Annotated in this window: 11 protein-coding genes; 4 read left to right on the forward strand and 7 right to left on the reverse strand. The window is 41.9% G+C overall.

The window, feature by feature from the left end; translation table 11 throughout:
- The first annotated feature begins 213 nt into the window (after positions 1–213).
- The gene (locus BI182_RS11785; protein WP_070372671.1) at positions 214–471 is read left to right on the forward strand and encodes a hypothetical protein; all 258 of its coding nucleotides are present in this window, start codon (positions 214–216) and stop codon (positions 469–471) included.
- Between the two features lie 38 nt (positions 472–509).
- Here BI182_RS11785 and BI182_RS11790 read toward each other — a convergent pair whose 3' ends face one another.
- A complete protein-coding gene (locus BI182_RS11790; RefSeq protein WP_286808185.1) occupies positions 510–1,166 on the reverse strand; it encodes a TetR/AcrR family transcriptional regulator in 657 nt (218 codons plus the stop codon).
- Between the two features lie 285 nt (positions 1,167–1,451).
- Here BI182_RS11790 and BI182_RS11795 point away from each other — a divergent pair, with 285 nt between their 5' ends.
- Together BI182_RS11795 and BI182_RS11800 are read left to right on the forward strand one after the other, a co-directional pair.
- Positions 1,452–2,846 carry an MFS transporter gene (locus BI182_RS11795; RefSeq protein WP_286808186.1) on the forward strand — a complete coding sequence of 465 codons (1,395 nt, stop codon included), beginning with the start codon at positions 1,452–1,454 and terminating at the stop codon, positions 2,844–2,846.
- 155 nt (positions 2,847–3,001) lie between these two features.
- Positions 3,002–4,396 (forward strand): SLC13 family permease, encoded by a 1,395-nt coding sequence (locus tag BI182_RS11800; RefSeq protein WP_250933576.1) that lies wholly within the window; start codon positions 3,002–3,004, stop codon positions 4,394–4,396.
- A 113-nt stretch (positions 4,397–4,509) separates the two neighbouring features.
- Here BI182_RS11800 and BI182_RS11805 read toward each other — a convergent pair whose 3' ends face one another.
- The 6 genes from BI182_RS11805 to BI182_RS11830 form a co-directional block, all read right to left on the reverse strand.
- Entirely contained in the window at positions 4,510–5,136 is a 627-nt protein-coding gene (locus BI182_RS11805) for a cobalamin B12-binding domain-containing protein (protein WP_070372675.1), read from the reverse strand.
- A gap of 111 nt (positions 5,137–5,247) precedes the next feature.
- Complete coding sequence (locus BI182_RS11810) at positions 5,248–6,051, reverse strand: methyltetrahydrofolate cobalamin methyltransferase (protein ID WP_148638507.1); 804 nt, start codon at positions 6,049–6,051, stop codon at positions 5,248–5,250.
- Between the two features lie 66 nt (positions 6,052–6,117).
- Positions 6,118–7,098 carry a uroporphyrinogen decarboxylase family protein gene (locus BI182_RS11815; protein ID WP_070372677.1) on the reverse strand — a complete coding sequence of 327 codons (981 nt, stop codon included), beginning with the start codon at positions 7,096–7,098 and terminating at the stop codon, positions 6,118–6,120.
- A 425-nt stretch (positions 7,099–7,523) separates the two neighbouring features.
- Complete coding sequence (locus tag BI182_RS11820) at positions 7,524–8,984, reverse strand: NAD(P)/FAD-dependent oxidoreductase (RefSeq protein ID WP_070372678.1); 1,461 nt, start codon at positions 8,982–8,984, stop codon at positions 7,524–7,526.
- Positions 8,985–9,027: 43 nt separating this feature from the next.
- Complete coding sequence (locus BI182_RS11825; RefSeq protein ID WP_070372679.1) at positions 9,028–10,086, reverse strand: asparaginase; 1,059 nt, start codon at positions 10,084–10,086, stop codon at positions 9,028–9,030.
- A 123-nt stretch (positions 10,087–10,209) separates the two neighbouring features.
- Positions 10,210–12,006 carry an ASKHA domain-containing protein gene (locus tag BI182_RS11830; protein WP_228879552.1) on the reverse strand — a complete coding sequence of 599 codons (1,797 nt, stop codon included), beginning with the start codon at positions 12,004–12,006 and terminating at the stop codon, positions 10,210–10,212.
- Between the two features lie 1,046 nt (positions 12,007–13,052).
- Here BI182_RS11830 and BI182_RS11835 point away from each other — a divergent pair.
- Positions 13,053–13,185 (forward strand): formate--tetrahydrofolate ligase (locus BI182_RS11835; RefSeq protein ID WP_139142314.1); only part of this gene is annotated, 133 nt, incomplete at its 3' end.

A 13,185-nucleotide genomic window follows, 5' to 3' on the forward strand; every position in this document is an offset into this window, starting at 1 on the left:
GGGGCAAGCAAAAGTGGCAAAGGCCATAGAGCCTGAACGAAGTGAAGGCCAGCGTCTTGAGGCGCCGGCCGGTAACAGAGGCTTATAGCCTCAGAGCAAACCACCCGTTAGACGGGTGGTGCTGATTTGCCAAAGGGGGGATAAAAAACTCCGTTCGATCTTCAGCGGCATTTGTGATACAATAGAGTCATAAATAGTGTTGGGGGAAAGTTAATGAAAAAGTATATCAGTGTAACCATTTGTGATAAAGTGGAGTCAGTCGGAAATGACTATAACAAGGGCTTTCGAAAATGTAAAACAGAAGAATTAGCCCAGGAGATTGAGGATCTCTGTAATCAATACGATGAGAAAGGCTATGAGCTGGCATCAATCGTACCCATTGTTCAAGGACAGCACATCGTTTTTTCCAGCGATGGTAGCTGGGCCAACAGCGTCACCGAAGGGGTGATTATTACCTTTAAAGCAAAATAAAAAAAGGTCTATTCAGAGAATTTCTGAATAGACCTTTCTTAGATCAGTAATTTAATCTCGGAAAAATCATGTTCCCGGAAAAACAGAAGCGCTTCATAACTGACCCGGTAGATCGATTTTTGGGGAATGCCAAGACAGCGAGCAGTGTTTGTTATAATCAGAATCGAAAAATCTTCCACTGGCATTTTTATGCGGGCCTCACAAAAAGCCCGGGTAAGCTCACGTCTGGCGCCAAAATCAGCAATCAGCAAGGCATCGAATTCAATCGGACGGATCCGCAAATTATAGTCTCTGACAAAATTATGATAGATTTCACCCATTTTACCATGCAGAAAAGGATAGAGGGAATCATTTTGGGAAATTTCATAATAAAAATGGTTGACGTGCGGATCACTTAATAAATAATGATACCAAACCATGGTTAAGTAGAAATGCTTTTCAAAAGAATTGATGGGTTTATATCCGATCAGTTTTTGATTGAGCAGTTCATGGATCGAATCCAGATAATCATCAAAAATTTTCGCGATAAAGGTATCTTTGGTCGCAAAATGATAGGTCATCGAACCTAAAGTTGTATCAGAATGATCAGCGATTTGTTGAATGGTCGTGGCATTATAGCCCTGATTATAAAATAGTTCTTTGGCACTTGTGTAGATGCGCTCTTTTGTCATCTCGCCCTTGGTCATTTTTCGCATTGGTATTCTCCTTATAAGCAATGTGGCATAGCAATTTTAGCATTAAGTGAGAAAATTAACAAGGAAAAACCGTAAAAGTATGAAATAAAAAAATAATATAATGCAAATTACTAAAAAAACAGTAAAACGATAATTATTTAATAAAAAATACTTGACAAATCTGATGTAAAGGGTTACTATTTAGTAAGTCTTAGTAATATTACTGAAAAGATCAAAAAAGGCGAGGGTAATACTCCGGAAATTTTACTCTGGTCGATCATTTAAAAATTTTGAGGAGGCTCTTTTATGGAAAAAAAACCCTTGAGTTCAGGGCTTAAGAGATTCTTCGGTGTTGGGGATCTTGGATTTACTCTGATGTCGAATGTCGAAGTGTTTTATTTTGCATATTTTTTAACAAATATTGCAAAATTTGATTTGGGTACAACTGCAATAATTATGACCTTAACAAGTACAGTGGATATGGTGTTATCACCGTTCTATGGTGGATTTATTGATGCTCTTAAACCAATGAAATGGGGAAAATACCGATCATATTTACTGGTAATCCCACCAATGGTCGTCGTTCTCTACACATTGATGTTTACGGTTATTGGCACTGGAATCGTACCAATGGTTATCATCTGTGTCGCATTCATTACTTCACACGTGGCTTGGAACTTTTCTTACGTTGCAAATATAGCACTTATTCCAACAATTTCAACGACACCTGATGATCGAACACAATTATCGGCAACACGAGGCGCTTATGCAAATGTTGGGAAAATTATTTTCTCAGCAATGGGCTTAGCCACTATTTTATGGGTTGGCGAATTAGTTAAAAACCCAGTACTTGGGTTCACGATTTCGGCATTTGCCATGGCATGTGTTTACTGGTTAGGCTATTTCATCCACTTCAAACTGACAAGTGGATATGAAGCAACAATTGAAGATGGAACAGTAAATACAAACACTGCAAAAAAAGAAAAAATTTCCATTGGCGATATGGCTCGATCATTGGTTCAGAACCCACATTTGTTAGTATTACTGTTAGCAGATGTCGCCCGTTGGATAGTTAACTTTGTTTGTGCCGGTTCAGCAGTTTACTTCTTTACCTATGTAGCAAACGATGTTGCAATGTTTAGCGTCTACTTGCTGGTTGCTAATATTATGGCGGTAATTGGCTCCTATTTAAGTAAATATGTTGCCGCAAAAGTATCAACACGAACAGCCGCATTGATTGGCTGTTACGGTTTAGGTGTATTCTTAATTGTTACTCAATTCGTTGTTGGTAACATCACCATGGTTCTGGTTGTTCTTTCCTGTGCGCAGTTCTTCTTAGGATTCCTGTACGCATTGATGGTGGCACTATATGGTGATGCATCAATCTACAGTGAATGGAAAACAGGAAAAGCAGCATCAAGCTGGGTCATGGGATTATCGAATTTACCACTGAAACTGGCGATCTTTTTCAAAGGTTTAATCATTCCAGCCATGCTGGCTTCAGTCGGTTTCGTTGCCAAAATGGATCCAGCAACTGCCACTCCAGAATTAAAAGCTGGTATTACAACCTTATTCTGCACCATTCCTGGTTGCACAGTTTTGGCTGGCGCGGTTCTGTTAACCTTTGGATACCGTTTAACCAAAGATAAAGTGACTCAATATCAGGCTGAAATCAACGCCAGAAAACAAATCGCAGAATAATAGACGTTAAAATGATGACAGTAAAATAATTACAGAAAAATAAGAAGCCATATTCAAATCAATTGATTGGCTTCTTATTTGTTTCATAGAGCGAATAGCGATATGTTGGGGGACAACAGAATAGCTAGCGTTTAAAAATACGACAGAGGTGGATTATGAATAAAAAACAGATAATCGGATTGATCATAAGCATTGCCGTGCTGATCGCCGTTTTTTTTCTACCCATACCAATGGGTTTGACAGATAAGGGACTGATTACCATCGGGCTGTTGCTGTTCTTTTTAATCATGCTGATTACTGAAGCACTGCCGGTTGGGGTTATTTGTTTTCTGTGTCTGGCGCTATTGCCAACCCTGGGAGTTACAAAGAATCTGACTGCTGGATTAAGCGGCTTTACCAACACGATCTTATTTTTTGTATTGGCATCATTCGGTCTGGCGGAGGCGGTGACCTCGACGCCGATTGTTCAACGGATCTTGCATGCCCTGCTTAAAAAATTTGGCAGAGACGTTAGGACCTGCGTCCTGGCAATTATGGTGGCTGGAGCCCTGGTATCCTCCATCGTGACAGACGTACCATCGGTGGTGGTGTTTATGGGTATCGGCGCCAGTTTTCTCAAACTCTTTGTTAATGAAAATGATCGTGCCCAGACTGCAAAATCACTGATGATGGGGATTCCAATTGCCGTGATGCTGGGGGGACTGATGACTCCAGCCGGTAGCGGCATTAACATCTTGACAATTGGATTGTTGCAAAGCCAGGCGGGAATTCAGATAACATTTCTTCAGTGGATGGCCTGTGGTATTCCGATTGTAATCGTGATGGTGCCCTTGACCTGGTTCATCTTGACGAAAATATTTCCTCCGGCAGAGATTGATAAAATGGAGATTGCGAGCTACCTGGAGGAGATCGAGGTTAAAGAAAAAGTGGATAGTCGGGAATTGAAAGTCATTGTGATTGGTTTGATCATGATTTTCTTCTGGCTGCTCAGCTCGTTCTATCCGTTTATTGAAGTAACTGTGGTAGCCCTGTTTGGCTGTGTCTCTTTCTTTTTGCCGGGAATTCGCGTCCTCACTTGGGATCGCTATATGAAAGCGGTCAGCTGGATTTCATTTATTCTGATCGGAACAGTTTTATGTATTGCCAATACCATCGTTGCAAACGGTGTCAGCGAATGGTTTGTCAACTATGTATTACCATCGTCTTTATCATTCTCACTAATGGGTGGGGTTTTCTTTGTCTCAGTCATGTGCTTTGTGATCATGCTAATTGTTCCTGTGGCTCCAGCTTTAATTGGGGTGTTGACGCCAGTTATTATCAGTTTGGCAGCCACCACCGGAATCAATCCAGCTTTACTGATCATTGCGCTTGGCTTATGTGCCGGTAACTGTTATTTATTCCCCATTGACACCATACCACTCATTACCTATACTGCTGGCTATTACAAAATGACGGATATGCCTAAGGCCGCAATCTGGCTTCAAATTGCTTTTGTTTGTCTGGCTACATTATGGTTGCCAATCGCCGGAAAACTGGTAGGATTGGCATAAAAAAGTTTTTTTGTAATAAATAGGGACATTTCAAGCACAAAAAAAGAGAAACCGTGTGGTTTCTCTTTTTTTATAGCGTTATTAAATTAAGGGGCTAATTAATTGTTTGTCGCTTATGCAACCATTTCTTTAGCTTTAACAGCGGCGCTACCAGCATCAGGAGCAAATCCATCGGCACCAATTTCAGCTGCATATTCAGGAGTTACAGGTGCACCACCAACGATGACTTTTACGTCCAATCCGCTGGCTTTAATGGTTTGTACGGCTTCTTTCAGAGCTGGCATAGTGGTTGTTAACAGACCGGAGCAGGCTACCAGGGTAACATTTTCGTTTTCTTTGATGGCTTCAACAAAACGTTCAGCAGGAACATCCACACCCAGGTCAACCATGGTAAAGCCGGCACTTTCGATCATCATTGAAACCAGGTTTTTACCGATATCATGTAAGTCGCCAGCAACGGTTCCAATAATACAGGTTCCTAATGAGTTTGAAGTATCACCAGCTAACAGCGGACGTAACACATCAACACCTTTGGCCATGGCTTTAGCAGCGATTAGCATTTCTGGAACAAAGATCTCTCCAGATGAGAATTTTTCCCCGACAACACCCATCGAGTCAACCATGGCTTGCAGGATATCAGCTGCAGAGCTACCTTCATCTAATGCTTCCTGAACCAGTCCAGGAACCAGTTTCGTTTTACCAATTTCTACTTTTTCTTTAACTTCTTGAATTTTTGACATTTCTTTCTCCTATTCAGTAATTATAATAAATATTAGTGTCTGTCAGCTGATTGTGTGATCAGCTGACAGAATTTGTTTGACAGTTTTATAATGAGGCTTCGTTACAAGCGACTATTTTTTCTGACCGAAAATTCCTTCACGGTAAGCGCCGATATATTCCATACAGTAGTCATCTTCGCCCAGCAGCGCTTCAGTGGCATAGATGATTCCCATCAGGTCACCATTGGTCGGATCAAGGATGGCACTGTCCAGTCCAGCATTCATGGCCAGAACGGTAAAGCCCATGTTGACCATTTTTCGGGCAGGCAGGTTGAATGAGATGTTGCTGACGGCGCCGGTCACATGAATGGTGGGGTATTGTTCTTTAATACTTTTGATTACTTCCACAACCATAGCAATGCCATCTTCGGATGTACAGAGCATTTCAACCAATGGATCGATGTGCATTCTTGACGGATCAATGCCGTATTCTTTGACTTTGGCCATTAAATCAGCAAAGACATCCAGACGGTCTTTAGCGGTTTTAGGAATGCCCTTATCGCTGTTAAGCAGCGCCACACATTCCCATTTGGTATCAGCAATGGCTTTAAATGCAGCATCGACTTTATCGCCTTCAAGGGATACGGAGTTGAATAAGCCCGGTTTGTTACAGTATTTCATCGATTCGATACAGGTATAGACGTTGGGACTATCCACAGCAATGGGGATATCGGTGACTTCCTGAACCAGATCAATCAGCCATTTCATGGTTTCCAGTTCGATATCATCATCAACGGAAGCACAGACATCGATATAATCGACGCCAGCTTCGGCCTGGATCTTGGCCAGATTTTTGATAAATTCGCCATCTTTGGCAGCGATGGCTTTGGCAGTGGAAGGAATCGCACCGTTAATTTTTTCTCCGATAATAATCATTTTATCTCTCCTCTGGATATTAATTTTACCACTCTTTCAGAGTATGGATTGTTAAATTGCTTTGGACTAGAATAGTTCTTTGGTCATTTTTTCGATGGCTTCATCACAGGCTTCGTAAACGCCCGGGAAGGAAGAAACGGGCAGCCCCTGACAAGCACCTGGGATGAAGTAGAGTTTTCCAGATTCACGGCAGGCTCGGTCAAATTCAGCATCAATTTGTTCTTTTGTCCATTCAGGATGATCGATGACACCACTGTGAACACCACCCATAAAGGTAATTTGTCCGCCGTATTCTTTGATCATTTTAGGGATATCATTGGTTGTCATAACACCCTGCCAGATATCAATGCCCATTTCAATCATATAAGGAACTAAGGTTGCAGCGTAGCTGTCGCTATGGTGAACAATCAGTTCAACGCCGTTCGCTTTGTAAAAACCATAGATTTTTTTGTAGGATTCTAAAAAGAATTCTTCAAACATTGCTGGCGAAAGGAAGGTGGAAATCTGGCTGCCCCAGTCGTCATGGTGTAAAATTGCATCAGGGTGCAGATTTTCAACCAACGCTTTAGCATAATCCAGCTCATACTCGGTTAAATAATCGATCAGTTCATGCATGGCTTCGGGTTCTTCGTAGAAACTCATGAGGGCATTTTCCATACCCATCAGATAATGGGTCATTTCAAATAAACCGGGAGCGATGAAGGCCGCAACATATTTATTATCACGATCAACGGCCTTAGCGTCAGCAATGGCCTGATCCCACGCCCCTGCAGGTCGTTCCATGCTTGGAGCTTTAACGTATTCTTTCCATTCAGTAACATCTTTAAGAACAACATGTTGTTCATCGTGTACTGGGAAAGAGGCAAGTTGACCTTCGGGCCAACGGATGGTAATACCCCATTCATTGATTACTTCGCCACCGATTTGGGGTTTGATACGACCAGATGGTACGCTCATAATCATTTCCAGAAATTCATATTGTTTGACAAAACGATCTGGATTTCCACCGGTCATGACTTCTTTTAAATTCTCTTTTACAGTTAACATAGTGTATAGCCTCCTTAGTTTATCTGGAATAAATCATTGATCAGTTTTAGCATCGTTGCTGATAATTACATATTTTGACTGCGATTACAATAAAAATAACGATCAAATGAGCGAACAGATTTAAAACCGATTTTTTAGTATATGATATTTTATTTACTATTATTTTAGTAAATATTCTTTCATTTACTGTGATTATAAACGGTTGCAGGTATTTTGTCAACGAAAATTTTTGTAAAAGTGTCGGAGTTATCGTTTTTCTTAAAGAATGAGCAATAAATCACCTCAATAAGCCAGTAAAATAAGCTCAATCACAGGTGGACACGAAAAAGAGCCGCAGTTTTATATAAGACTGCAGCTCTTTTTTAGTCTGTTCACACCGATACGTGCGTTATCGTCCCGACGACGAAGGACAAGGGCAGAATCGGTCAATCGCTATGTTTTTTTATATAGTCAACGATTTCGTTTTTTCCCACCCGATTGACGCCGCTGTGTTCCACGTCAAACCCGGCATCAATCGCATGACCAAGCACCTTTTCCATTACTTCAGCGACCCGGGGACGGCAGAAGGTTCCTTGACACCAGCCGCAGCCTGCCCGGGTACGTCGTTTGATGCCGTCAACGGTGGTTACGGGAATACCCCGGTTCATGGCATCAATAATAGTCGCTTCATTGACTTGTTCGCAGCGGCAGATTATTCTTTCCGGGCTGGAGGCCATGTCCACCAGCGGCTGGATTTCTTTCACCGGTTTTAATTCAGTGCGGGTAATAATCGGAGCCCGATAAGGATTGAAGCTGGGGTCTTCTTCAAAGGGACAGTTCAGCTCTTTTAAAAGGCCCAGAACCATCTCGGCAATAGCTGGTGAAGACGTCAGACCCGGAGATTGAATACCGGCGCAATTTATAAATCCGGTCACGGGGGTGGCTTCAATAATAAAGTCGTCGGTGGAGCTGACTGCCCGAACGCCGGTAAAACTACGGATGAACTGTTTTATGTTTAATTTGTCGGTGGTGTGTTTGGCTTCATTAAAAATTTTCAGGAGCCGTTCGGCATGGGTGGATTTGTCAACTGTATCTTCATTGACCGCATCCGGACCGATCAGCAGGTTGCCGAAATAGGTTGGGGTGACAAGGATTCCTTTGCCCATTTTTGTGGGCATTTGGAATAAGACCGTATTGATGATGCTGGCAGAGCCCCGTACCATCAGGATGTACTCACCGGTGCGGGGGGTAATGGTGAAATAATCAACACCAACCATTTTTGAGACGGCGTCTGAGGATACACCGCCAGCGTTAATCACATAATGCGACTGGTACTGTTGGCCATTTTGGTCAGTCAGGGAAAAGCCGTCAGTGTTTTTTTGGATGCTGGTAATTTCGGTGTTCAACAACAGCTTAACACCATTGGCAACAGCGTTTTCGGCCAGTGCTATGGCCATTTCGTAGGGTGAGCAGATGCCGGCCCCTTTACAGTACAGGGCGTATTTGACAGCTGGGTTGACATTTGGTTCCATGGCCATAATCTGGTCATGATTAAGAATTTCCAGATCGTCGACACCATTGGCCAGGCCGTTTTCATATAATTCCTGGAGTTTTGCCAATTGCTCTTCTTCAAAGGCCAATACCAGCGATCCGATTTTTTCAAAGCCAAAGTTAAGCTCCTCGTTTAGCTGATCGAATTGCTTGCGGCCCTTGTAGCACAGACCTCCTTTTACTTTGGTGTGGGATTCGGCAAAGCCTCCATGGACAATGGCTGAATTGGCTTTAGTGGCCCCCATCGACACATCATCTTCCTTATCAAAAACAACAACAGATAATTTGTAACGGCTTAACGCTCGGGCGATCGAGGTTCCGATAATACCGGCGCCGATTATAGCAACATCATACATAGCAGTCTCCTTCAGTATCATTAGATTTTTAGCAATCGAATGCTTAGATTACATACCCATTTTCCTTGGCATCTCGCAGAAATTCATAGAAAAATTCCCGTTTTACATAGTTTAGCGGGGCATATTCCTGCTGGTTGTAGGCAAAATTCAATTTGGTGACAGCAGCCTCAAAGGAAATATTTTCCAGAGGGATGCCGCCAGCGGCAATCAGTTCCCGACAGGACGCATAAAGATCGCCCTGTATATTTTTGTAGGAAATCAGATAATGATCGACCTGGGGATTATTTTTGATAAAGGACAGGAGCGACGTTCCGTTTTCCCCTGTAACATTACCGCTGCCACAGTGGTATAAGGAGTGAAGGACAGCCCGGATTGGACGGTTATGCAGGTTGATCACCTCATAGTTTAAACCGGGATAGGCTCGCAGCGCCAATACTTCATTACGAAATTCGGCAATGGTTGGGACACAGTCAGGAGTCGGATTATAAAGCTTGAGCATGGACGGATTTTTAGGACTGGGGACACAGCACAGTCCCCGATGATCAAAAACGCCTAAAGGATCTCCGAAACTGGTAAAGTCATCCCGTAGCCAATCCGCTTCCTGAAGCCGGGTGGCCAGGTGAACATAAATAATATGATCGCTATTTTCATAAAGGGTATAAAAACCAGGCAGTTTCATATTAATGATAAATGCCACTGCCGCTGAAAAATTGGCGATGGCATTGCTGTTTGGTTGGCCGATGGCGTAGTTGGCAGCCACTAAAACGATCGGAATCAGAGGACTGTCAAGACCATAGGAAAGGGCGGCCCCGGTATAGGGCAGGGTATCCGATCCGTGGGCAATAATGACACCATCATAGTCGCAAAGACGATGGGATTGCAGGGTTTCTATTATTTGCAGCCAGTGTTTTGGTTCGGCGTTTTCACTGAGGATGTTAAAGGGACGGACGACCTCAAATTCGACTTGACAGTTGCTTTGTTCGTTGTAGATGGCGAGTAAGTCGTCACTGCGACGGGAATCAACATCGATACAGCCATCATTGACAGCGCTGCCGATGGTTCCGCCGGTTAATACTAATAAAATTCTGGGTATTTTTTCCATAGCTGAGCATCCTTTCGGTAATTTAGAATAATTATAGCATCTAATCAGGAGCAGGGGAATAAAAAAAGCAAACAGCAGAAATGTGTTTGCTTTTTAATGACCAGATCAAAAGGAGAAAGACAATTAGGCCATTTCATTACGACCAAGAAAGGTGTTTTGCATGTACCGGTTCGAAAAATCAGGATCAGTGGCTAACTCGATGTGAGTGGTGACTTTGGGGATTGTTTCGCAGCGTTTGGCTTCATCCTGAGATAAGAGAAAAAGTTGGGAACCGGTTCCGGCTCCATTACCTATGGAGCGGATCGGTACGCCAGAAATTTCTGGAAGTAAACCAATAAACTGAGCATTTTCGATATCGATGTAATTGCCAAACGCACCTGCCAGAGTTATTTCTTTGAGATCCGTGGCTTTGATGCCGTACTTTTCAGTTAGCAGGCAGCAGCCGGTAAAGATGGCGGCCTTGGCCAATTGTACTGCCCGAACATCTTTCTGGGTGATGATCATTTCTTTGCCATTGGGGTTATCCTGATGACGGACAAAAACAAAATAGCGTTGATTGTTCTCGTCGGTTTTGAACCGATCTTTAAAGGGGTGATTATCAAGATCCTCGCCTTTAATAAAATTACCGCGATCATAAATCAGTCTTTCCCGAAACAGGAAGGCAATGGCATCGATAATCCCCGAGCCACAAAATCCCAGGGGCGCAGCATCGCCAATAACATGACATTTGATTTCATTGTCAATCAGTTCGATTTTTTCGATGGCTCCAGTGGTGCCACGCATCCCCATGTGGATACCGGCTCCTTCAAGTGCAGGACCGCAGGCCGTGGAAGCGACAAAGTAGCGGTTCCGGTTGCCGACAGCTATTTCGCCATTTGTACCCAAGTCAATCATCAAGCGGTATTCGTCATCCTTTGGCAGACCCAGCAATACTGCTGTTGTATCGGCGCCAACAAACCCTCCCAATAAGGGCAGAAAGGTTATTTTACCGTTGGGGTTAATATTGATGGTAAATTCTTCGGCATCGGCAACCACCATATCCCGGGTGATCCCGGTAAATGGGGAAAGACCCAAATGCAGGGGATTTAAGCCCAGAAAAAGATGGGCCATGGTACTGTTACCGCAGAATACACACTCATAAACAGCTTCTGCAGCGATCTTTGATTCATAGAAAAGGTTTGAAAGGATGTTGTTGACCGTTTCAATAATAGCATGTTGGATCGCCTTCAAATTTTCAGGCGAGGTGGATGCATAATCGATACGGCTGATTACATCACCGCCAAAAGATATTTGCTTATTCAAAGAGGAATACTGATGAATCAGAACTCCACTGGTGAGATCATAAAGGTAGCCGACAACCGAGGTCGTCCCAATGTCAAAGGCAACACCATAGGCGTTTAGCGATTCACTGCTGGGGATTAGATCAATCACTTCATCATTATAGAGCACAAAATTCATCAAAGGAAGGCTTTTCTGATGAAAGATTTCAGCAGATTTCTGCAATACTTTAATAGAAGACATCTTGATCGGCATATCGAGGGCGTTGCGGATGGCTTCAAGATCGTAGGAACACATCTCCGTTTTCAAGTGTGCCATTGGGGTGGTCACAACCCTGGTTTTGGGGTTAAAACTCAGTGTCTCATTTTCGGTGGTTTCCAGTATTTGTGATACGGCGGCTTCTTTTGAAATGAGAATAGCCATATCGTTGGACACGGGATGCTGGCAACCAAGGACTTCTGAAACTAAATCGTTTTCACGAATGGTCACAAGGCATTTCTTACACGTTCCCTTGCCTCCGCAAACTAGATTTTGAGGAAAACCAACCTGAGCACAGGCGGCAGCAACGGTAGTTCCAGTTTCAACCAGGATACTTTTATCCAGCAATGGGAAAAAAATGCGAATAGTCTTCAAAGATGACATAAAATTGTCCTTTCTCAGTTATAAATTGGGGGGACCTGTAAAATATTTTCTAAACTGATTTTATTATACCCGTAAAATACGAGATTTTCAATACGCAGCGAATGATAATGAAAAATTTGTCTGAGGCTTATTTTTCTGAGGGCTGGTTTATGAATAAAATCAGCCCATTGCGGTTTTTGAATGAAGGTCAGGTGATTCGTTTATATCAATGAAGTTGTTGAGAGCGATTGGAAGTGAAATGCAGTGTTAACCAGACTAATCCTTTTTAAAGACAGCTGAATCGGAACGGCAATACAAGATGGACCGAAGCCAGTAATTTTTCCCGAAAATACCCTACTAGCAAGCACAGTAAAATTTTACAATATAAAAACGACATTTAATCAAATCTAAACGATCTGAGCATCAATTTAGAGAGATATATTACCCCTATTTTTATTGTTTGAGATTTAACAAACGATAAAAGAAAATAAATTGAATTAAACTAGAAATAATTTGACATTCTTTAAAATTGGTGGTAATCTGAATTAAATTTGTATATACAAGTAAATAGTGGACAACCTGCCCGGTATCAGTATTTATAAAGCGGACTTAATAGGGCAATTAGAATAGCATAATTTGGGATAAATATGATTCAAAAACAAGTTTGGAGGTGAAGTTGTAGGTTAGTCACTTATTGAACATCGGAATGCTGGAGTTGTCTGTCAAGGGATTAATAAAATTCATGGTACAAAAATGGAAAAGCATCAAAAATTACAAAAATGGATGATTTTCTATGATGATTTGTAAAAATATGTCATAGAATTCATTTTAAAAGCGGCTTTAAAAAACTATATAGAATTAAAATGCAATATAATGTTGAATTGCAAAGAAGTTTTGTGTCGCAGAGTAAAATATTGTTCAGATTATTGATGTAAACCCCGTAAATGTAAACGTTATTCGTATTTTTTCAGTAAAAAATTGTCACATTTATTATTTGATTTTTAGATTGAAATCATATATCATAAATGCAGATGTTAAAAATTTATCAAAGTATTGGAGGAAATAATATGGGTTTTAAATCAGACATTGAGATTGCACAAGAAGCTACACCACAGGATATTCGTGAGATAGCAAAGAAATTGGGTTTAACAGAAGACGATCTGGATTTATACGGGAAGTATAAAGCAAAGGTAGACTATA

This window comes from Acetobacterium sp. MES1, from assembly GCF_002237635.1.
GTDB classification, from domain to species: domain Bacteria; phylum Bacillota; class Clostridia; order Eubacteriales; family Eubacteriaceae; genus Acetobacterium; species Acetobacterium wieringae.

Excerpts from the sequence above, each read along its gene's own strand:
- BI182_RS11785 (WP_070372671.1), top strand. The coding sequence starts at position 214 with ATGAAAAAGTATATCAGTGTAACCATTTGTGATAAAGTGGAGTCAGTC.
- BI182_RS11790 (WP_286808185.1), bottom strand. The coding sequence starts at position 1,166 with ATGCGAAAAATGACCAAGGGCGAGATGACAAAAGAGCGCATCTACACA.
- BI182_RS11795 (WP_286808186.1), top strand. The coding sequence starts at position 1,452 with ATGGAAAAAAAACCCTTGAGTTCAGGGCTTAAGAGATTCTTCGGTGTT.
- BI182_RS11800 (WP_250933576.1), top strand. The coding sequence starts at position 3,002 with ATGAATAAAAAACAGATAATCGGATTGATCATAAGCATTGCCGTGCTG.
- BI182_RS11805 (WP_070372675.1), bottom strand. The coding sequence starts at position 5,136 with ATGTCAAAAATTCAAGAAGTTAAAGAAAAAGTAGAAATTGGTAAAACG.
- BI182_RS11810 (WP_148638507.1), bottom strand. The coding sequence starts at position 6,051 with ATGATTATTATCGGAGAAAAAATTAACGGTGCGATTCCTTCCACTGCC.
- BI182_RS11815 (WP_070372677.1), bottom strand. The coding sequence starts at position 7,098 with ATGTTAACTGTAAAAGAGAATTTAAAAGAAGTCATGACCGGTGGAAAT.
- BI182_RS11820 (WP_070372678.1), bottom strand. The coding sequence starts at position 8,984 with ATGTATGATGTTGCTATAATCGGCGCCGGTATTATCGGAACCTCGATC.
- BI182_RS11825 (WP_070372679.1), bottom strand. The coding sequence starts at position 10,086 with ATGGAAAAAATACCCAGAATTTTATTAGTATTAACCGGCGGAACCATC.
- BI182_RS11830 (WP_228879552.1), bottom strand. The coding sequence starts at position 12,006 with ATGTCATCTTTGAAGACTATTCGCATTTTTTTCCCATTGCTGGATAAA.